Annotated in this window: 19 protein-coding genes; 12 read left to right on the top strand and 7 right to left on the bottom strand. The window is 59.4% G+C overall.

Features of this window, described 5'->3' with window-relative positions; genetic code table 11:
• Positions 1-20: 20 nt before the first annotated feature.
• Complete coding sequence (locus QQ992_RS22780) at positions 21-512, bottom strand: helix-turn-helix transcriptional regulator (RefSeq protein ID WP_286111133.1); 492 nt, start codon at positions 510-512, stop codon at positions 21-23.
• 228 nt (positions 513-740) lie between these two features.
• On the opposite strand from QQ992_RS22780, the gene QQ992_RS22785 reads away from it, so the two are divergent.
• The 3 genes from QQ992_RS22785 to QQ992_RS22795 are packed head-to-tail and all read left to right on the top strand — an operon-like array spanning position 741 to position 3,786.
• Positions 741-2,129, top strand: a complete 1,389-nt coding sequence (locus tag QQ992_RS22785) for a saccharopine dehydrogenase C-terminal domain-containing protein (protein ID WP_286111134.1) — start codon at positions 741-743, stop codon at positions 2,127-2,129.
• A gap of 17 nt (positions 2,130-2,146) precedes the next feature.
• Positions 2,147-2,878 carry a hypothetical protein gene (locus QQ992_RS22790; protein ID WP_286111135.1) on the top strand — a complete coding sequence of 244 codons (732 nt, stop codon included), beginning with the start codon at positions 2,147-2,149 and terminating at the stop codon, positions 2,876-2,878.
• Between the two features lie 50 nt (positions 2,879-2,928).
• Positions 2,929-3,786, top strand: coding sequence for an EamA family transporter (locus QQ992_RS22795; protein ID WP_433963098.1), 858 nt, complete (start codon positions 2,929-2,931; stop codon positions 3,784-3,786).
• A gap of 18 nt (positions 3,787-3,804) precedes the next feature.
• Here the strand turns inward: QQ992_RS22795 and QQ992_RS22800 are convergent, their stop codons facing one another.
• On the bottom strand, positions 3,805-5,019 hold the full coding sequence (locus tag QQ992_RS22800) for a class I SAM-dependent methyltransferase (protein ID WP_119371296.1): 1,215 nt from the start codon (positions 5,017-5,019) through the stop codon (positions 3,805-3,807).
• Positions 5,020-5,075: 56 nt separating this feature from the next.
• Positions 5,076-5,693, bottom strand: coding sequence for a TPM domain-containing protein (locus QQ992_RS22805; protein ID WP_286111139.1), 618 nt, complete (start codon positions 5,691-5,693; stop codon positions 5,076-5,078).
• A gap of 187 nt (positions 5,694-5,880) precedes the next feature.
• Here QQ992_RS22805 and bglX point away from each other — a divergent pair, with 187 nt between their 5' ends.
• The 4 genes from bglX (at position 5,881) to QQ992_RS22825 (ending at position 12,920) form a co-directional block, all read left to right on the top strand.
• A complete protein-coding gene (gene bglX, locus QQ992_RS22810) occupies positions 5,881-8,172 on the top strand; it encodes a beta-glucosidase BglX (protein WP_286111141.1) in 2,292 nt (763 codons plus the stop codon).
• Positions 8,173-8,259: 87 nt separating this feature from the next.
• Positions 8,260-10,017, top strand: coding sequence for a sensor histidine kinase (locus tag QQ992_RS22815; RefSeq protein ID WP_286111142.1), 1,758 nt, complete (start codon positions 8,260-8,262; stop codon positions 10,015-10,017).
• On the top strand, positions 10,011-11,345 hold the full coding sequence (locus tag QQ992_RS22820) for a sigma-54-dependent transcriptional regulator (protein ID WP_019097250.1): 1,335 nt from the start codon (positions 10,011-10,013) through the stop codon (positions 11,343-11,345). Before QQ992_RS22815 ends, QQ992_RS22820 begins: the two co-directional genes overlap by 7 nt.
• A 255-nt stretch (positions 11,346-11,600) precedes the next feature.
• Positions 11,601-12,920, top strand: a complete 1,320-nt coding sequence (locus QQ992_RS22825; protein WP_286111143.1) for an MFS transporter — start codon at positions 11,601-11,603, stop codon at positions 12,918-12,920.
• 164 nt (positions 12,921-13,084) lie between these two features.
• On the opposite strand, the gene QQ992_RS22830 is transcribed toward QQ992_RS22825, so the two are convergent.
• A complete protein-coding gene (locus QQ992_RS22830; RefSeq protein ID WP_286111145.1) occupies positions 13,085-13,837 on the bottom strand; it encodes a COG4705 family protein in 753 nt (250 codons plus the stop codon).
• Positions 13,838-14,179: 342 nt separating this feature from the next.
• Here QQ992_RS22830 and QQ992_RS22835 point away from each other — a divergent pair, with 342 nt between their 5' ends.
• Both QQ992_RS22835 and QQ992_RS22840 read left to right on the top strand, forming a co-directional pair.
• The gene (locus QQ992_RS22835; protein ID WP_019097252.1) at positions 14,180-14,506 is read left to right on the top strand and encodes a hypothetical protein; all 327 of its coding nucleotides are present in this window, start codon (positions 14,180-14,182) and stop codon (positions 14,504-14,506) included.
• Positions 14,507-14,623: 117 nt separating this feature from the next.
• Positions 14,624-15,229, top strand: coding sequence for a flavin reductase family protein (locus QQ992_RS22840; RefSeq protein ID WP_016713656.1), 606 nt, complete (start codon positions 14,624-14,626; stop codon positions 15,227-15,229).
• On the opposite strand, the gene QQ992_RS22845 is transcribed toward QQ992_RS22840, so the two are convergent.
• The gene (locus tag QQ992_RS22845) at positions 15,230-15,496 is read right to left on the bottom strand and encodes a hypothetical protein (RefSeq protein ID WP_016713655.1); all 267 of its coding nucleotides are present in this window, start codon (positions 15,494-15,496) and stop codon (positions 15,230-15,232) included.
• A 16-nt stretch (positions 15,497-15,512) separates the two neighbouring features.
• Complete coding sequence (locus QQ992_RS22850; protein WP_016713654.1) at positions 15,513-15,806, bottom strand: putative quinol monooxygenase; 294 nt, start codon at positions 15,804-15,806, stop codon at positions 15,513-15,515.
• A gap of 202 nt (positions 15,807-16,008) precedes the next feature.
• Here QQ992_RS22850 and QQ992_RS22855 point away from each other — a divergent pair, with 202 nt between their 5' ends.
• Positions 16,009-16,929, top strand: a complete 921-nt coding sequence (locus QQ992_RS22855) for an AraC family transcriptional regulator (RefSeq protein WP_110740464.1) — start codon at positions 16,009-16,011, stop codon at positions 16,927-16,929.
• 135 nt (positions 16,930-17,064) lie between these two features.
• Positions 17,065-18,422, top strand: a protein-coding gene (locus QQ992_RS22860) for an IS3 family transposase (RefSeq protein WP_433963099.1) whose coding sequence is annotated in 2 segments (ribosomal slippage) — positions 17,065-17,545 and positions 17,545-18,422 — 1,359 coding nt in all. Because the reading frame shifts where the segments join, the coding sequence is not laid out codon by codon here.
• 82 nt (positions 18,423-18,504) lie between these two features.
• On the opposite strand, the gene QQ992_RS22865 is transcribed toward QQ992_RS22860, so the two are convergent.
• The gene (locus QQ992_RS22865) at positions 18,505-20,142 is read right to left on the bottom strand and encodes a 5-guanidino-2-oxopentanoate decarboxylase (protein WP_286111147.1); all 1,638 of its coding nucleotides are present in this window, start codon (positions 20,140-20,142) and stop codon (positions 18,505-18,507) included.
• 114 nt (positions 20,143-20,256) lie between these two features.
• Here QQ992_RS22865 and QQ992_RS22870 point away from each other — a divergent pair, with 114 nt between their 5' ends.
• Positions 20,257-21,132 (top strand): LysR substrate-binding domain-containing protein, encoded by an 876-nt coding sequence (locus QQ992_RS22870; protein ID WP_119371301.1) that lies wholly within the window; start codon positions 20,257-20,259, stop codon positions 21,130-21,132.
• The last annotated feature ends 36 nt before the right edge of the window (positions 21,133-21,168 follow it).

A 21,168-nucleotide genomic window follows, 5' to 3' on the forward strand; every position in this document is an offset into this window, starting at 1 on the left:
ACGGGTCATGAAATACAGCTTCAATGCGCCAATGCAGCCCTGCCAAAGACCCGCTCATATGTACGCGTTACATTGACAGCCATCGCAGTGCGGGCAAGCTCCAAGGTACCCGGGCCTATCGAGTAACTACCTCGCTCCTGCAACCAGGCCAGAACGTCGGCAAGATGCCATAGAGAGGTAGTGCCATCGTGAGCAGGTGCTGGAAAACTGTTTGAATGTGCCAGCATGAGTTTGCGCATGTTTTGCCGAGATACGCCGATAATCTCCGCCACATCGGTAAGCCCTACCAGGTCAGGCGTCGCTTCAATGAGGCGGGCGCCTGGAACAACCCTGCCAACATCATTCAGTGCGCTCTCGATAGCCTGTTTCGCTGAGGCTGCCTCCCGGATGAATGCAAGTGCCTGTCGCCCCGGCTGGCCTACACCCACCAACACATCATCACACCCACCTTCGGCCAGACGCTCCAGTAGCGCATCGGGATCTTCGTTTTCACTCAATAAAAATCCAGCCATTAAATCAAAAATTTTCAGAAATTCGCTATATACAAGAAATTTCCTACGAGATTTTGAGACTTATCTGTAGTCCACTTTTTAAAATACAACACAAACTGCAGAAAACATTGACAAGCCATCAGAACCTCAGCTTTATTCAAGCACGGGAGCAGCTCAACTCCATCGCACTACGGGGAAGCACACCCATCACCTAGCACAAAAACAAAAACCCAGTCAGAGCATTAGTGAATGAAGATGATCATCATTGGTTACGGTGCAGTATCCTCAGCTTTTCTTCCCATTCTGATCAGCGAATTGAAAGAAGAAATAACATCACTAAAAATCATTGCCCCACACATTGAAAATAAATGTACGATAGAACATGGAATCACTATCAACTGGCACACTGAAACGCTGACAAGAGAAAATTATAAGAGCATTCTCAACGACCTGGATGAACAAACATTTCTCGTCAACCTGTCAGTGGATGTAGCCAGCCTCCAATTAATATCTCTTTGCCATGAAGCAGGGGCACTGTATCTAGACACTTGCATTGAACCATGGGCCGGACAATACACTGACAGCCGCATCGACCTCCAACACAGAACCAACTACTCATTACGAGACCGCGCACTCGCGAAAAAGCGACTTCTTCGAGATGGGCCTACCGCAGTCATCGCTCACGGGGCAAACCCCGGCCTGGTATCCCATTTCGTCAAGCAAGCACTACTCAACCTTCGACACGACGTGTACGGGACCAGCGACTATATCCCCGCTACGCGCCAAGAATGGGCGCGACTTGCGTGGCAATTGAATGTTAAAACCATACACATAGCCGAACATGATACTCAAACAGCCAACATCGCGAAAGAACCAGGCGAATTTATAAACACATGGTCTGTCGATGGGTTCATTGGAGAAGGCTGTCAACCTTCAGAGCTTGGCTGGGGAACTCATGAACTGACATTACCCATAGGCGCCTGCTTCCATGCGCCTGCCTATAGAAAGTCAATTTACTTTAACCGCCCAGGCGCCTCCGTTCGATTAAAAACCTGGACACCTGCTTGCGGGCCATGCCTAGGCTTTCTTATCACTCATAACGAATCGATTTCCTTAGCCGACTATTTTACATATGCAATAAACGACACGGATGATTATAGGCCCACCGTAACCTACGCCTATCACCCGTGCAATGATGCAGTTCTATCGCTCCATGAACTCAATGGAAATTCCTTGCAACCCCAGCAGCGTAAACGTGTATTGCAAGGGCATGAAATATGTGATGGAGCTGACTATCTCGGCGTACTTCTCATGGGGCACGAGAAAAATGCTTACTGGTACGGCTCCATACTTAATAACGCCACCGCCCAAAATTTGAACCCTGCAAGCTCAGCGACCACATTGCAAGTAGCAGCTGGCGTACTTGCCGGTGTGAAGTGGGCCATCAAACATCCAAGACAAGGCATTGTCGAGTCGGAGGAAATGGATTTTCAATTTGTACTGGACGTTGCTCGCTGCTACTTGGGCGACATGGTAGGCACTTACACGGACTGGACTCCGGTCGACAAAGATGGACGGCTTTTCCCACGAAGGTTCAATACCAGCGACATCTGGCAATTCGAAAACTTCTTAGAGTAAGTACAAGGAGTACCGACATGAGCTATACAAAAACAGCAATCGGCCTGAAATGCTATGATTGGTCATCTGTCGACCTGCTGAAAAATTTAAGCCCAAGAACAATTGTCGGCTGTAAGAAAAAAATCGAGGAGCGCCAACAACACTTCTGGCACGACATGAGCTCAGAATTCGACTCAAAGCACTTCCTTACCTACCTCATGAAACGAAGAGACTTGAGCTTCAGCGATGAATTCCTTGAGTTTGTTTGCTTATGGCATCTTGACGAGCAGAATCACTACCGGGGTCTTCGCAAAATAAATAGCGTACTTTACAGTCAAAGTGAAGAATTTATTGACCATGCAATAAAATCCAGAGAACCAGACTTTAGCTCAATATCACCATTCCTTCGCGATGAATTCACAATACTACTATCCATTGCGTTCGACGAGATCACCAGCACTAGAGCTTACAAGCAGGACTTTGATCTGTTTGACAGCCTTGGCCCCGACTGCTTGTCGACCTGGATAAGAAATGCAGCCCGCGACGAGGCAGCACATTATGGTAACGCCATGAAAATCTTGAAACTTCATCACACTTCAAGGTTCGGGGAAGCATCAAAATTTCTGGATGAAATCGTTAGCTTCGAGACCGCCCAGACGTTCCATTACCAAAACACCTTCATCTTCGACCATGACACCGACGACTTCTCAATCGATCTCTTGAATCGTAGTAGATGCACAATTCTTGAGATCCTGGGAAGACCATCATGACCTGGCTATACCTTTCACTCATGGCTCCATTATTGTGGAGCCTATCCAACATGATCGATAAATTCGCGATCAACAACATTACATCCAACTATATCTCATTCATATTCCTGCTCAGCATTGGGAATATTTTTTTCGCTGCCATAATTTATGCCGCAGTGCCACCAACTGATATAGCTCTGACAACGGCAACCCTAAACATCCTTTCAGGCCTCGCTATATTCATGCAATATTTTGCCTATAGCTATTCGCTAGAAAGCATGGACGTATCGATCGTGATCCCGATTCACCAATCGGAGCCACTGTTCGTCCTCATCGCGTCAGTATTTCTCTTCAATGCTATCCCTACGCTCTGGCAGGCAGGCGGCTTTTTCTTTATAACTGGTGGCATCCTGTTGCTATGTGTTTCGGGCAAGACCCTAAACGGGCTAGGCCAGAAAAAGCACATCTTGATGATTCTGGTTTCCGCCTTTTTCGGCGCAGCCTCAACAGTATTATCAGATGAAATACTTAGGCTAAAAAGCCTGGAATCCGTACTACTGTTCAACTTTCTTGGTTATGCACTCGGCGGTTTCTTACTACTTTTGATACCTCACTGCCGAAAGTTGATCGTACACGACCTAAAACAGCTGAATCTCAGACAATTTGGAGTATTTGGCGTCACCAACACCTTCGATGTTGGCGGTTATATATTTTTTATGGCTGCGCTGTCTGCTGGCGGTGGTGCTGCGCTGGTGTCCGTCGTCGTCAGCATACACCCATTATTTGTTCTACTGTTTGGGTTCATAGCCACACGCTATTTCCCATCCTTTTTGACCGAGGATATCGCGCCAACCAGCGTGTCACGCAAGATCACCTCCATCCTGGTGATCGTGGTTGGCGTTGTGGTCATATCCTTGCATGACGGCTGAAAAGAGAACTGGGACGAATCAAAGCAACCCATCCGCCCGCAACAACGTCTCCAGGCAATGCTCCTGCACCCCATAAAACGCTTTGAGCTGGCCAATCTTCTCCAGCAACTCGCCGTTAGCCACCGGCTGTCGCCGCTTCACCGCAAGAATCATCTTGTTCTTGTTGGTGTGCTCCAGCGAGATGAACTCGAACACCTTGGTTTCGTAACCGCAGGCTTCCAGGTACAACGCGCGCAGGCTGTCGGTGAGCATTTCGGCCTGCTGGCCCAGGTGCAAGCCGTATTGCAGCATGGGTTGCAGCAACCCCGGGCTGTGCAGTTGCGGGCGGATCTGCTTGTGGCAGCACGGCGAGCACATGATGATCGCGGCGTTGCAGCGGATACCGGTGTGAATGGCGTAGTCGGTGGCGATATCGCACGCATGCAGGGCGATCATCACTTCGATGGCCTCGGGCACCACGCTACGTACATCCCCGCACTGGAATTCCAGGCCCGGGTGCTCCAGGCGCGAAGCAGCGGCGTTGCACAGGTCGACCATGTCCTGGCGAAGCTCTACACCGGTGACCTGTGCCTCACGGCCCAGGCTGTTGCTCAGGTAGTCATGCATGGCAAAGGTCAGGTAGCCCTTGCCCGAGCCGAAGTCGGCCACCCGCAGTGCCTGTTTCGCAGGTACCGGCGCACTGGCCAGGGCGTGGTCGAAGACCTCGATGAACTTGTTGATCTGCTTCCACTTGCGCGACATGGACGGGATCAATGCACCTTGTGCGTCGGTCACGCCAAGGTCACGCAGGAACGGCCTCGACAAATCCAGATAGCGCTTCTTCTCGCGGTCATGGCCGCTGCTCGTCGTGGCCTCCCGTGGAGCCTGCGCGCCGTGACGTTGCAACATCGGCTTGCCCTTCTTGCTGAAGGTCAGTTGCACTTCGCCATCTGCGTCGAACAGGTGGGCATTGCGGAAGCTGTCCGGCAGCAGCTCGGCTACCAGCGCCTGCGCCTGTTCCAGCGACAGGTTGCGGGTAATGTCGCGGGTCTGGTGGCGGTAGACCAGCGACAGGCATGGCTGGCCCTTGACCTGCAGCGGCTTGGCGATGATCCGTTGCAAGGTCTGGTCGGCACCGACATGGCGCGCCAGCACCAGTTTGACCAAGGTGTTGCCGTGCAAGGCTGCATTCAGGAGGCCGAGAAACCGGGCGCGTGCATCTGACGCAGAGGGGGCGGAAGAACTGGCGGACATGGAGAAACGGTGCCTCGAATAGCGGGAACCGCATTCTACACCCTGCAGGTTCCAAGTCAGTCCAGGATCACCAACCGGTTGGGCAACTCGTTGCGCGCATGGGTAGGCGGCACATGCTCGCTCAGCAACTCGCCGCACGCATCGATGCACTCGACAAACCCCTGCAAGGTCCGCCCCTGACGCACCTGCTCGGCAAAGCGGGCGACAATGGCCGCCCGCGCATTGGTATCCAGATAATGCTCGATACCGCGGTCGACCAGGATCTCCACATGCCGTTCCGCCTCGCTGACGAAGATCAGCACGCCCGTGGCGCCTGCCGTGCGCTGCAAGTTCTGCTCGCGAAACTGCTGCCGAGCCAGCCGTGAAGCGCGCCAGCGACGCAAAGCACGAGGAATCAGCCAGCCGGCCAGAAGCGGGTTGCGCAGCAACAGGCACAACCCGACGAACAGCAACACGTTGGCCACCAGCAAGCCACGCACGCTGGGCCAACCCAGCAGCCAATGCAACAGCCCCGGCACAGCCAGCGCCAGCACGGCGGCCCACAACAGCGGCCAATACGCGTAATCGTCAGCACGGCGGGCCAGTACCGTCACCAGTTCGGCATCGGTTCGCTTTTCAGCACGGGCAATGGCTTCGGCAATCTGCCGTTGATGGTATTCGTCGAGGGGGGTCATGCCGTCGGTCTCTTGAGCGTTCTTATAGTTGTTGTCCCGGCATTCGGGGCTTCGTCCCCAAGCGACATATTCAGGCATAATCCGCCGCTGGAAAATGAGCGTGTCAATCGTACAACAATAGCCGCCTGAAAACTTCGGCCGCGCACGTATCACCGCTGGATACGGCAGAGGCCCCACAACGGAATTGATGATGAAATTGTCTTTGCTGGGCCTGGCCATGGGCCTTGCCAGTCAGGCGGCCCTCGCCGCCCCCACCGCCCCGCCCCTGCAGGACAAGCAGGCGTTCATCGACCATCTGATCAGCCAGATGACCGAAGCCGAAAAAATCGGCCAGTTGCGCCTGATCAGCATCGGCCCGGAAATGCCACACGAAAAGATCCGCGAGGAAATCGCCGCTGGCCGTATCGGTGGCACGTTCAACTCACGCACCGCGCCCGAAAACCGCCCGATGCAGGACGCGGCCATGCGCAGCCGCCTGAAGATCCCGATGTTCTTCGCCTACGACACCGTCCACGGCGAGCGCACCATCTTCCCGATCGGCCTGGGCATGGCCGCCACCTGGGACATGGACGCCGTGGCCAAGGTTGGCCGCACCGCCGCCATCGAAGCCTCGGCCGACGCCCTGGACATGACCTTCGCACCCATGGTCGATATTGCCCGCGACCCACGTTGGGGCCGCACCAGTGAAGGCTTTGGTGAAGACACCTACCTGACCTCGAAGATTGGCCAGGTGATGGTGCGCTCGTTCCAGGGCAGCAGCCCGTCCAACCCCGACAGCATCATGGCCATCGTCAAGCACTTCGCCCTGTATGGCGCCGTGGAAGGCGGGCGCGACTACAACACGGTCGATATGAGCCTGCCGAAGATGTACAACGACTACCTGCCGCCCTACCGCGCCGCCCTCGACGCCGGTGCTGGCGGGGTGATGGTGGCACTGAACTCGATCAACGGCGTGCCGGCCACCTCCAACACCTGGCTGATGAACGACCTGCTGCGCAAGGAGTGGGGCTTCAAGGGTGTGACCATCAGCGACCATGGCGCCATCCAGGAGCTGATCCGCCACGGTGTCGCCCGCGACGGTCGCGAAGCCGCCAAGCTGGCGATCAAGGCCGGCATCGACATGAGCATGAACGACACCCTGTACGGCGAAGAGCTGCCAGGCCTGCTGAAGTCCGGCGAAGTGACCCAGGGCGAGCTGGACCAGGCCGTGCGCGAAGTGCTTGGCGCCAAGTACGACATGGGCCTGTTCAAGGACCCGTACGTGCGCATCGGCAAGGCCGAAACCGACCTGAAAGACTACTACGGCAACGACCGCCTGCACCGCGAAGCCGCGCGTGATGTGGCCCGCCGCAGCCTGGTACTGCTGGAAAACCACAACCAGACCCTGCCGCTGAAAAAAGCCGGCACCATCGCTCTGGTCGGCCCGCTGGCCGATGCACCGATCGACATGATGGGCAGCTGGGCTGCCGACGGCAAACCCGTGCACTCGGTGACAGTGCGTGAAGGCTTGCGCCGCGCCGTAGAAGGCAAGGCCAAGCTGGTCTACGCCAAAGGCTCCAACGTCACCGGCGACAAGGCGATATTCGATTACCTGAACTTCCTCAACTTCGACGCACCGGAAATCGTCGACGACCCACGCCCGCCTGCGGTGCTGATCGACGAAGCCGTGAAGGCTGCCAAGCAGTCCGACGTGGTCGTAGCGGTTGTCGGCGAGTCGCGTGGCATGTCCCACGAGTCGTCCAGCCGTACCACCCTGGAAATTCCAGCCAGCCAGCGTGAGCTGATCAAGGCCCTGAAGGCGACCGGCAAGCCGCTGGTACTGGTGTTGATGAACGGCCGGCCGCTGTCGATCGGCTGGGAACGCGAGCAGGCCGACGCCATCCTCGAAACCTGGTTCGCCGGTACCGAGGGCGGCAATGCCATCGCCGACGTGCTGTTTGGCGACTACAACCCATCCGGCAAGCTGGCCATCACCTTCCCGCGTTCGGTCGGGCAGATCCCGATGTACTACAACCACACGCGCATTGGCCGGCCGTTCACGCCGGGTAAGCCGGGTAACTACACGTCGCAGTACTTCGAAGAGCCTAACGGCCCGCTGTACCCGTTCGGCTATGGCCTGAGCTACAGCAGCTTCGAGCTGTCCGGCCTGAAGCTGTCGCACAAGGACCTCAAGCGCGGTGACAACCTGGAGGCCAAGGTGACGGTGAAGAATACCGGCAAGGTGGCCGGCGAAACCGTCGTGCAGCTGTACCTGCAGGATGTGTCGGCCTCGATGAGCCGCCCGGTCAAGGAACTGAAGAACTTCCAGAAGCTGATGCTCAAGCCCGGTGAGTCGCGGACCTTGACCTTCCGCATCAACGAGGATGACCTGAAGTTCTACAATGGCCAGCTGCAGCGGGTTGCCGAGCCAGGTGAGTTCAATGTCCAGGTAGGCCTGGACTCCCAAGCGGTGCAACAGCAGAGCTTTGAACTGCTGTAACTGAAACCGGCCGCCTGTACCGGCCCTTTCGCAGGTAGACCTGCGCAAGGGCCGGCCCCGATCCCCAAATATTCCGGATCCGCCCCAATGCCCTTTTCCTTTCGCGCCCTGCGTCTGGGGCTGATCACCTTGCTCATCCTGCTGGGCACCGCCCTCAGTGCCGGCTGGGCCATGCACCAGGCCAAGCGCCAGGCCATGGAAGACGACGCCCGGCGTGCCAGTCAGCAACTGGGGCTGTACGCCAATGCCCTGCACACCCTGATCGACCGCTACCGTGCCCTGCCCGCCGTACTGGCGCTGGACCCGGAACTGATCGCCGCCCTGCGCGGCCCGGTCAATGAACAGGTGCAGGACGCCCTGAACCGCAAGCTGGAGCGCATCAATGGCGCGGCCAATTCCTCCACCCTCGAGCTGCTCGACCGCACCGGCCTGGCCATTGCCGCCAGCAACTGGCGGCTGCCCAGTAGCTACGTCGGCTCCAACTACGGTTTCCGCCCCTATTTCAAGCAAACCCGCAGCCAAGGCAGTGGCCGCTTTTACGCCGTGGGCGTAACCAGTGGCGTACCGGGCTACTTCCTCGCCAGCGCGGTAAATGACGAGCATGGCCGCTTTCTCGGTGCCATGGTGGTCAAGCTGGAATTCCCCGAGCTGGAACGCGAATGGCGCCAGGGCAGCGAAATCCTGCTGGTCAGCGACGCCCGTGGCATCACCTTCATCGCCAACCAGGACGGCTGGCGCTACCGCGAGCTCCAGCCGCTGAGTGGTGCCGACCGTGCCGAGCTGGCTGAAACACGCCAGTACGACAAACAGCCGCTGGTGCCCCTGCAGCACCAGGTGCTGACCCGTTTTGCCGAGTACAGCACCCTTAGCCGCGTGCAAGGCCCGCAGGGCAGTGCCGAGTACCTGTGGGAAAGCCTGCCGCTGGAAGGTGACCACTGGACCTTGCACCTGTTGCGCAAGCCACAGGTGGCCGCCGATGGCCGCAATGCCGCCCTGGGCGCCGCAGCCGTGTGGCTGAGCCTGGTGTTCGCCGCCCTGTTCGTCAGCCAGCGCCTGCGCCTGGCCCGCCTGCGCCAGCGCAGCCGACAAGAGCTCAAACGCCAGGTCGAAGAACGCACCCGTGAGTTGCGCACCGCCCAGGAGGGCCTGGTGCAGTCGGCCAAACTGGCCGCCCTCGGGCAGATGTCGGCGGCCATGGCCCACGAGATCAACCAGCCGCTGACCACCCAGCGCATGCAACTGGAAACCCTGCGGCTGCTGCTGGACCACGGCCGTTACGACGAAGCGCGCCAGGCCCTGGAACCGCTGGAGCAAATGCTCACACGCATGGCCGCACTGACCAGCCACCTGAAAACCTTTGCCCGCAACAGCCCGGTCGGCCTGCGCGAGCGCCTCGATCTGGCCACCGTGGTCGACCAGGCCTTGCACCTGCTGGAAACCCGCATCCGTAGTGAAGGGGTCGAGGTGGCCTTGTACCTGGCACGCCCGGCCTGGGTACGCGGCGATGCCATTCGCCTGGAGCAAGTGCTGATCAACCTGCTGCGCAATGCCCTCGACGCCATGGCCGACAAGCGCTACAAACGCCTGGAGGTGCGCATCGAGCCAGATGGCGAACTGTGGCGCCTGAGCGTGCTGGATTCGGGTGGCGGCATTGCCGAGGCCGACCTGGCCAAGGTGTTCGACCCGTTCTTCACCACCAAGCCGGTGGGTGAAGGGCTGGGCCTGGGCCTGGCCATTTCCTACGGCATCATCCACGAGGCCGGTGGCCAACTGCTGGCCGAAAACGTACCTGGTGGCGCACGCCTTAGCCTTACCCTGCCCCGTGACCTGGAGCCTGTATGTTGAATTCAGTGATCGTCGTCGATGATGAAGCCAGCATCCGTACTGCCGTCGAGCAATGGCTGAGCCTGTCCGGCTTCACTGTGCAGTTGTTCGCTCGCGCCGAAGAATGCCTGGCACACCTGCCACGGCACTTCCCGGGGGTGATCATCAGCGACGTGCGCATGCCAGGCATGGACGGCCTGCAATTGCTCGAGCGCCTGCAGGCGGACGACCCCGACCTGCCCGTGATCCTGCTGACCGGCCACGGTGATGTGCCCATGGCAGTAGAAGCCATGCGCAACGGGGCCTATGACTTCCTGGAAAAACCCTTCACCCCGCAGCACCTGCTGGGTAGCCTGCGCCGGGCACTGGAAAAGCGCCAGCTGGTCCTTGAAAACCGTCGGCTGCACGAACAGGCTGACCTCAAGTCACGCCTGGAAGGCACACTGCTGGGGATGTCCCAGGGCCTGCAGCAACTGCGCCGGCAGGTGCTGGACCTGGCCGGCCTGCCAGTCAACGTGCTGATTCGTGGTGAAACCGGCAGCGGCAAGGAGCGGGTCGCCCGCTGCCTGCACGATTTTGGCCCGCGCGCCGGCAAACCATTCGTTGCCCTCAACTGCGCGGCCATCCCCGAAGCGCTGTTCGAAGCCGAACTGTTCGGCCATGAAAGCGGTGCCTTCACCGGCGCCCAAGGCAAGCGCATCGGCAAACTGGAGTACGCCAACGGTGGCACGGTGTTCCTGGACGAAATCGAGAGCATGCCACTGGCGCAACAGGCCAAGCTGCTAAGGGTGATCCAGGAGCAGAAACTGGAGCGTTTGGGGGCTAACCAGAGCATCAGCATCGACTTGCGAATCATTGCCGCGACCAAGCCCGACCTGCTCGACGAGGCCCGTGCCGGGCGTTTTCGCGAAGACCTGGCCTACCGCCTGAACGTGGCCGAATTGCGCCTGGCGCCGTTGCGTGAGCGGCGCGAGGACATTCCGCTGCTGTTCGAACACTTTGCCCGTGCAGCAGGCGAAAAGCTTGGGCGCTGCGCACCGCCGCTGTCGGGGGCACAGCTGGCACAACTGCTGTCGCATGACTGGCCAGGTAATGTTCGCGAGCTGGCCAATGCGGCGGAGCGGCACGCGTTGGGGCTAGGTTCGCCGAACATCGAGGTAGCGCCTGCCGGGCAATCGCTGGGCGAGCAGATGGAGGCGTTCGAGGCGCAATGCCTGCGCGCAGCGTTGCGACAGCATGGGGGCGAGATCAAGGCGGTGATGGAGACCCTGCAGCTGCCGCGGCGCACGCTTAATGAAAAGATGCAGCGGCACGGGTTGGTGCGCGAGGATTTTGTCGAGCGAGAATGAGCGGATTTCCGCTTATGGATGACTGGAGATAGGCGGGTTTCCGCTTATTCCTGTGAGATTTTGGGGCTGCTTTGCAGCCCGTCGCGACACAAGGCCGCTCCTGTACGGGCCGTTCAAGGCCTTCTATTTCGGGGCTCAAGAAACTCGCAACGCCCTCAAATGAATCACCCTGCACCCATTTGGCACACCTTCTGCAATTGCCTTGGCAAGCTGCGCCACGGCGCACTCCACAAAAACAACGAGAAGGTATCCCTGATGGATAACGCCACCTCCCTGCCCGCCGGGGCGGCCACTGCGCCCGCCGCGGAAAAAACCACCGCCAGCCGCCTGAAGTCGATCTTCAGCGGGTCCATCGGCAACATGGTCGAATGGTACGACTGGTACGTCTACGCCGCATTCTCGCTGTACTTCGCCAAGGCCTTCTTCCCGGCCGGCGACTCCACCGCACAACTGCTCAACACCGCCGCGATCTTCGCCGTGGGCTTCCTGATGCGCCCGATCGGTGGCTGGTTGATGGGCCTGTACGCCGACCGCAAGGGCCGCAAAGCTGCATTGATGGCCTCGGTACTGCTGATGTGCGCAGGCTCGCTGGTCATCGCCCTGACCCCAGGCTACGAAACCATCGGTGTCGCCGCACCGATCCTGCTGGTGATTGCGCGCCTGATGCAGGGCCTGTCGGTGGGTGGTGAATACGGCACCTCGGCCACCTACCTCAGCGAGATGGCCAGCAAGGACCGCCGTGGGTTCTTCTCCAGCTTCCAGTACGTGACCCTGATCTCCGGCCAGCTCATCGCCCTGGCAGTACTGATCATCCTGCAGCAGACCCTGACCACCGAGCAGCTGTACGCCTGGGGCTGGCGCGTGCCGTTCGTGATCGGTGCGCTGTGCGCCGTGGTGGCCCTGTACCTGCGTCGCGGCATGGAAGAAACCGCCTCCTTCACCAAGAAGGAAAAAGCCAAGGAAAGCCTGATGCGCACCCTGATGCGCCACCCCAAAGAGCTGATGACCGTGGTCGGCCTGACCATGGGTGGCACCCTGGCCTTCTACACCTACACCACCTACATGCAGAAGTACCTGGTCAACACCGTGGGCATGAGCATCAGCGACTCGACCACCATCTCGGCCGCCACGCTGTTCCTGTTCATGTGCCTGCAGCCGGTGATTGGTGCGCTGTCCGACAAGATCGGCCGTCGCCCGATCCTGATCGCCTTCGGTGTGCTCGGCACCCTGTTCACCGTCCCTATCCTCAGCACCTTGCACACCATCCAGACCTGGTGGGGCGCGTTCTTCCTGATCATGGCCGCGCTGATCATCGTCAGCGGCTACACCTCGATCAATGCCGTGGTCAAGGCAGAGCTGTTCCCGACGGAAATCCGCGCCCTAGGCGTGGGCCTGCCATACGCCCTGACCGTGTCCATCTTCGGCGGCACCGCCGAGTATGTGGCCCTGTGGTTCAAGAGCGCTGGCATGGAAAGCGGCTTCTACTGGTACGTCACCGCCTGCATCGCCTGTTCGCTGCTGGTATACGCAACCATGAAGGACACCAAGCAGCACTCGCGGATTACTACTGAGTGAGTTTGAACCTGCCGCAATGAAGAAGGGCGCACCGTTTCGGGCGCCCTTTTTTCATGCATTGTGAATTCATTATGTGATTCGATGAGCCAATGAATAATCCTATTCGGCTCATCATGTGAGCCGAATAGCTCAATTAATCGGCTCACCAGCTCCTGAAACCTGGCTCAGGACATCTCCAACGCCTGACGCGGCTCACGGCGCTGGTACCAGCTGGCCATCAGCACCAGCACCAGCAACACCCCGCCCAGCACAGCCGAAGAGCCGACCGTGCCAAAGTCCAGGCCGCCCTTTTCATGGGGTTTGGTCAGGACATCGCCGAGCGTGGCGCCAAACGGACGGGTAAGCACGAACGCCACCCAGAACAGCACGACGCCTGGAATACGCGTCCAGTAGCGGGCCACCACTACCAAGGCAATGGCACTGCCGATCAGCAACGCGCCGCCAGCAAAACCGAGCCCCGAATCATCGGCCAGGTAATCGCCCAGGGCGGTGCCAAGCGTGTTGGAAAACAGGATCGCTACCCAGTAGAACAGCTCGCCTGTGCGGTTCTTGACGCGGGTGACATCCAGCGAGTTACCGCTCAGGCGCCACACCAGGAAGGTCAGCAGCAGGATGCCGATGAGCAAGGCCGACCCCGTGGCATAACCCAGGCCCAGGGTGCGGTCCATGAAGTCGGACATGGTGGTGCCGGCGGTACTGGTGGAGAGGATCACCAGCCAATACAGCATCGGGTGGTAGCGGCGCGAGTAGAGTTGGCCGAGCAAGGTCAGCAGGAACACGCTGATCAGCAGCAGCGAGCTGACGGCATAGCCAACGTTCAGCGTCATCGACAGTAAGTCGCCCGCCGTTTCGCCAAGGGTGGTAGCGCAGATCTTCATGACCCAGAAGGCCAAGGTGATTTGCGGGAGTTTGTTCATTGTTGTACCGCTCCAGTTTGAGGTGCGGCGATGGTGCTGATCAGCGTTTGAAAAATCGGTTGGTGATGCATGAAAAAAGCGTTGATAGATCTTTGAAACAAGATATTTCGTTCTTAACGTCCCATTAATTCCCACCCTTCAAGCTGAAATAGCTGACAGAACAACGACGCGAGGGCATGCGGCTCCTGAGTGATACCACAGCCTGATTCACGCGAAGCGTTTCTATATACATCGAATAATTAGATTTTTAATCGCTATTTTTTGCGCTTTTTAATCAAATTAATCGGCGTAGGATTAAACCCATAGAAACAAACAACCCCTGTAACCCTTGGAGCAACGACCATGAAAAACAAACTGATCCTTACCCTGGCCCTCTCGGTTTTCGCAGCTGGCGCTTACGCCGAAGATGGCTTCGACCGTACCAACGCCCACACGTTTGCAGCGGTACAGAGCCAGTCCGCTACCTACGCTGAAGACGGTTTCGACCGCACCGGTGGCCAACGCTTCGCCGAAGACGGCTTCGACCGCACCGGTGGCCAACGCTTCGCCGAAGACGGCTTCGACCGCACTGGCGGCCAACGCTTCGCCGAAGACGGCTTCGACCGCACCGGTGGCCAACGCTTCGCCGAAGACGGCTTCGACCGCACCAACGCCCACCGCATCAGCTGATCCCTGATGTGTGCACCCAGCCCGGCTTTGGCCGGGCTTGATCATTTGCAGACGGGCACAGGCTTGGCACACTAGGCACCTCGCAACCCAGGAGGTGGGCCAGCAAGCCCAGCACAGATGTATTACTACGAACCCGCCAAAGGCCACGGCCTGCCCCACGACCCGTTCAACGCCATCGTCGGCCCCCGCCCCATCGGCTGGATCTCCTCGCAAGACCGTGAAGGCCGCCTGAACCTGGCGCCCTACAGCTTTTTCAACGCGTTCAACTACATCCCGCCGATCATCGGTTTCTGCAGCGTCGGGCGCAAAGACAGCCTGAACAACATCGAACAGACCGGCGAATTTGTCTGGAACCTGGCCACCCGCCCGCTGGCTGAGCAGATGAACCAGAGCTGCGCACCGGTTGCGGCCGAAGTAAACGAATTTGAATTGAGCGGCCTCACTGCCACGCCGTCGAGCATCGTCAACGTACCGCGCGTGGGGGAAACACCCGTGGCCTTCGAGTGCAAGGTCAGCCAGATCGTGCAGCTCAAGCGGGCAGACCAGGCGCTGGTGCCCAGCTGGCTGATCCTGGGTGAAGTGGTGGCGGTGCACATTGCCGAGCACCTGTTGAAAAACGGCATCTACGACACCGCTGCCGCCGAACCGATCCTGCGTGGCGGTGGCCCGGCGGACTACTTCGAGCTGGGCAACCTGTTCAAGATGGCCCGCCCGCCGGCCTGATCACCAGATCAGCTCGCCCTCTTCGCTGACGCCTTGCAGGCGTTGCAGCTCGGCCGTAGCCGCCTCGTCGGCGGCCACGGCCCCCTTGAACACCTGCCCGTCCAGTACCTTGTGAAAACGCGGCGCGCCGCCCATGCCCAAGGCCTTGACCGCGATAGCCGCGTTGTAGCCGCCCCCCTCGACCGGGACCATTGCCGAAACCGCTTCGAAATGCGGGAATTCCCTACGTGCCATGTTGCTATCCACTTGGTTGAACAAGGCGGTCATTTTAACCCATCACTGATCAATCGAAGGTATGCAGGTCCAAGCTGCTGACCACCTGTGCCTGCACCAGCTCGCCAAACACCTCCAACGTTGGCGAAGCGAAGTAGCCACTCATCGCCTGCTGGTCCTGCCAGCTACCGCTGAGCAACCAAAGGTCGGCATCCGCCTGGGAGCGCTGTACCGTGAAACTCAGGCAACCCGGCGCACGTAGCGAGGGTTCGAGCAGGTCACGCAGTCGCGCACCCAACTCGGCCGAGCGCCCGCTGCTGGCACGGATGAAAGCAAGGTGGGTGACCGGTTGTTTTGAGGTCATTGCACAATCTCCTTGAAGCAGGCGGACGGAAAAGCCAGGCTGCCAAGGTTAGGGGCTACCTCGCGCGACGCGTTAGGCCATTACTGCATGCCGATTGCCTAATCCTGCAGCGCGGCAGGATCAGGCAATCGACGTGCAGCTTTCGACTAGCGCCCGCCATTGCCCAAACCTATGCTGCGTCGGTCAGCAGAGGAAATCCACCATGACCACACCGACACCCATCGACCCGCCCCTGGAATTGCAGCGCCAGGAGCTTGCGGAACTGATCCGCCGCCATGCCGGCGAGCCCCACGGCCCGGCCTCGGCCATCGATGGCTTGTTCCTGGTGCGCTACACCGAGAACGTGCGCTCGGTGCCGACCCTCGCTCAACCCGCGCTGTGCATCCTGGCCCAGGGGAGCAAAAGCCTGTTCCTCGGTGACGAACAATATGCCTACGACCCGCTGCACTACATGGTGGTTTCGGTAACCTTGCCACTGAGCGGTGTAAAGCTCGACGCCAGCCCCGAGCACCCTAGCCTAGGGTTGCGCATAGACCTGGACCCGGCAGAGATCAGCCAGCTGATTGCCGAGAGCGGGCCGATGCTGGTGCCCAACCGGCCTTCCGGCCGCGGTTTGTATGTGGACAAAACCGATGCGCCATTGCTTGATGCCCTGCTGAGACTGATCCGACTGCTGGACACGCCGCGCGATATCGCGATGCTGGCGCCGTTGTTCCGCCGTGAAATTCTCTACCGTTTGTTGCGCGGGCCGCAGGGTTATCGGCTGTACGAAATTGCCTTGGCCAACAGCCAGACGCACCGGGTTTGCCAGGCCATTACCTGGCTCAACAACAACTATCAACAGCCGCTGCGTATCGAGGACCTGGCCCGGGAGGTCAACCTCAGCACCTCGACCCTGCACCACCGCTTCAAGGCCGTGACGTCGATGAGCCCGTTGCAGTACCAGAAGCAGCTGCGCCTGCAGGAGGCGCGGCGGTTGATGCTCAATGACGGGCTGGAGGCGGCGGTGGCGGCTTATCGGGTGGGGTATGAGAGCCCGTCTCAGTTCAGCCGGGAGTACAGCAGGCTGTATGGAGCGCCGCCGATTCGGGATGTGGCCAGATTGAGAGCCACTGCTGTCTAGAACTTTTTGGTGGCTGTACCGGCCTCTTCGCGGGCTCGCCCGCTCCCACAGGTGCTGCACATACTCTGAAAGCTGTGCCGGATCTGGACTGCCCCCAAGAAGTTGGACACCAATCCAATTTCTTGGGGTGTCCACATGAGCAAGTATTCAGACCAATTCAAGCTTACTGCCGTTCAGGCTTACTTGGAGAGTGGTGAAGGCTTCCGAACAGTAGCCCGCCGATTTTCCGTGGATTTCAGCCTGCTGCGGCGCTGGGTCTCAAGCTTCCAGAAACATGGACAGTTCAGTCTGCGCAAAATAGGCCAGCGGTACAGTGCGACCTACAAGTGCTCAGTCCTTGAGTACATGCACAAGCATCAGCTTTCCTTGCGTCAGACCGCCGCCCATTTCGGTCTCGGCCAGTCCTCGCAGGTAGGCATTTGGGCGCGGCAACACTACAGTGGTGACCCTGCACTGCCTGCTCCCAAGAAAAGAAAACCTGCTGCCATGCCGAAAAAGCCTTATCCCATCAAACCTACGACTTCCGATGACACAGAGAAAAGCCGCGACCAGTTGCTGGCCGAGCTTGAGTGGCTGCGCATGGAGAACGCCTACCTAAAAAAGCTGGAAGAACTGAAGAAGCAGGAACGAAGGCAGCCCAAAAAGCCCTGATCGTCTCGGCGCTCAAGGACCGGTTTCCCTTGGCCGCCGTTCTACAGTTGGCGGATCTGCCACGCAGTACGTTTTATTACCAGCTTCAAGCGCAGGCCAAACCTGACAAGCATGCTGCTCTGAAGCAGATGATTCAGCGTGTCTATCACGAGGAAAAAGGGCTATACGGTTACCGGCGCGTTGCAATCGTGATCCGCAATGGCGGCACCTTGGTTAACAAGAAGGTGGTGGAGCGTTTGATGGTCGAGCTTGATCTTCGCTCACTAGTACGGCCAAAAAAGTACCGGTCGTACAAGGGGGTTGTCGGCACCATCGCGCCCAACCTGCTGGAGCGAAACTTCCTCGCGCAGCGCCCGAATCAGAAGTGGGTGACCGATGTTACCGAGTTCAAAGTGGCTCAGGAAAAGATCTATCTCTCCCCTGTGATGGACTTGTACAACGCCGAAATCGTGGCCTACGAAGTGGCCAGCAGGCCGTGCCTTGGGCTGGTTACCAACATGCTGGACAAGGCCTTCGAGCGCCTGGGAAACAAGCCGAAACTGGTGCTTCACTCAGATCAAGGCTGGCACTACCAACACTCGCAGTACCGCCACAAGCTGGCAGAGCAAGGGCTGAAGCAGAGCATGTCACGCAAAGGAAACTGCCTGGATAATGCGGCTATGGAGAGCTTTTTTGGTACGCTTAAGTCCGAGTTTTTCTACCCGAAGCGCTTCGAGAGCGTTGAAGAACTGAAAGCTGGTCTGGATGAGTACATCCACTACTACAACCATGACCGCATCAAGCTAAAGCTCAATGGCATGAGCCCTGTGAAATACAGGACCCATGCTGCGGCTGCTAGCTGAAACTGTCCAACTTTTCGGGGGCAGTCCAATCTGTGGGAGCGGGCGAGCCCGCGAAAGGGCCGGTAAAGGCAACAGCTTCAGTTCAACCCGAAACTGTCCCTTGCCACTGATTCTGGTCAACCTGAATCAAGGTCGGCCCCTTGCGTTCCACCGCCTGCCCCAGCGCCGCCTGCAACTGCGCCACATCCGCCACATTCTCCGCCGCCGCGCCCAACGCCCGCGCCACGCCGATGAAGTCCGGCGTATGAATGTCCACACCAACCGGCTCGATCGCCCGGTTGACCATGTACTTCTTGATTTCCTCGTACCCCTGGTTATTCCACAGCAGTACAATCAGCGGCACCTGCGCCTCCACCGCGCTGGCCAGCTCCGGCAGGGTGAATTGCATACCACCATCACCAATCAGGCACACCGCAGGCGCACGCTGGCCGATTTGCTCCGCACTCCCGAGCCAGGCGCCCATGGCCGCAGGTAGCGCATAACCCAGGGTGCCGTAGCCGGTCGAGGCATTGAACCAGCGACGTGGCTGATCCATGTCCAGGGTCAGGTTGCCGGTGTACACCGGCTGGGTCGAATCGCCCACCAGAATGGCGTTGGGCAGGCGCTCAAGAATGGCGCTCAGCAAGCGCGTCTGGCTCAGTGTCGGCTGGTCCCAGCCTGCCGCCAGAGCCTCGCGCAGGTTGGCCACCCGGGCCACACCCCAGGTGCTTTCATGCACGGGTTGCGGCTGAGTCTGCAAAGCACCGAGCAGCGCTTCGGCGGCCAATTCGGCATCAGCCACCAGCGCCAGCTCCGGCAGGTAATTGCGCACGGTCTGGTCCGGGTCGATATCGATGCGCAGCAGGCTTCCCGGGATCTCGAAGCCACCCTTGAAGGTCACGTCATAATCGGTTTCAGCCAGTTCGGTGCCGATCGCCAGCACCACGTCGGCCTCGGCGACGAGCGCCCGCGTGGCAGGCAACGACTGGGTCGAACCGATTTGCAGCGGGTGGCTGGCCGGCAGCAAACCCTTGGCATTGATGGTCAGCGCCACCGGTGCCTGAAGGTGTTCGGCCAGGCGTGCCAAGGCAACACCGGCTGCCAACGCGCCACCCCCTGCCAGAATCAACGGCCGCTTTGCACCGGCCAGGCGCTCGGCCATCTGTGTTACGGCTTGCGGGGCAGCCCCCGCACGGCTACCGCGCACGGGCCGGCCCGGCAGCAGGAAATCGGCCGGTTCGACCAGCACATCGAGCGGGATTTCGATATGCACCGGGCGTGGTCGGGCGCTGTCGAACACGGCAAATGCCCGGGCCAGCACCTGCGGCAGGTCTGCTGCACTCATCAAGGTGTGGGAAAACGCAGCCACACCCGACACCAGCGCTGCCTGGTTGGGCAGTTCGTGCAACTTGCCACGGCCACCGCCCAACTGGTCACGGGACTGCACGCTGGAAATCACCAGCATCGGGATCGAATCGGCATAGGCCTGGCCCATCGCCGTGGTGATGTTGGTCATGCCTGGGCCGGTGATGATGAAGCACACCCCGGGTTTACCACGGGTGCGCGCATAGCCGTCAGCCATGAACCCGGCACCCTGTTCATGGCGCGGGGTGATGTGGCGAATGGACGAACCCGCCAGGCCGCGATAGAGCTCCACGGTATGTACACCGGGAATGCCGAAGACATGGTCCACGCCATAGCCTTCAAGGAGTTTGACCAGTACTTCGCCGCACGTTGCCATCAGGGTTCACCATGAATCTGGTTGGGTTATGTGCTTATTGGACCCAACCCACGACTACCACCACAATGCAAAAAAACACATACTAGCCATGTCCTGTAATCATGGCTTATCGCAATGAAACGCCTACCGCCCTTACCCGCCCTGCACACCTTTCTGGTAACCGCCCAGCACTGCAACTTCACCCGTGCCGGGCAACAGCTGCACATCACGCAAGGCGCCGTCAGCCGCCAGATCGCGGCCCTTGAGGAGCACCTGGGGTATGCGCTGTTCCAGCGCCAGGCCCGTGGGCTGAGCCTGACCCGTGAAGGCCAGGACTGGCTGCCACGGGTACAGCAGGTGTTCGCACTGATCGAACAAGGCGTGAATGAGGTGGGCGGACGCAGCACGACCTTGCAGCTCAAGGCACCCACCTGCGTGATGCGTTGGTTACTGCCACGGCTGATGGAATGGCAAGCACTGCGCCCGGATGTGCCGGTGGAGCTGACGACCACGGTGCAGCACGGGGTGGACTTTCGCCGGGAGGGCTTCGATGCGGCAGTGGTCTATGGCGACACGCCGAACCACGGGTTACAGGTGCGCAAGTTGTTCGATGAACAGCTGACGCCGGTGTGTGCGCCGTCGCTATGCGACGGGCCAGTACCCTTGCGGCAGGTGGATGACCTGTCGCGGCACATGTTGCTGCACCCATCGAGGGACGAGCATGACTGGCGGTTGTGGTTGCAGGTGGCCGGGGTGACGTTGGCCGCTCATGGGCCCAAGCAGCACTTCGAGACACTGGACATGGCGATGGCCATGGCCTCGCAGGGGACCGGGGTGGCAATTGGCGACTGGTCGCTGATTGGTGATGACCTGCGCGGGGGGCGGCTGTGCATGCCGTTTGCGCTGAAGGTGATGACCGGTAAGGGGTACTACCTGGTGAGCCAGGCCAGGAGCTTGCCGCCGGGGTTGGTGGAATTGCTGGACTGGCTGGAGAGACAAGCCAGCCGGTGAGGGCCTTGTGGGAGCGGCCTTGCGCCCCTTTCGCGA

Origin of the sequence: Pseudomonas kurunegalensis (assembly GCF_030291635.1) — a bacterium.
GTDB classification, from domain to species: Bacteria; Pseudomonadota; Gammaproteobacteria; order Pseudomonadales; family Pseudomonadaceae; genus Aquipseudomonas; species Aquipseudomonas monteilii.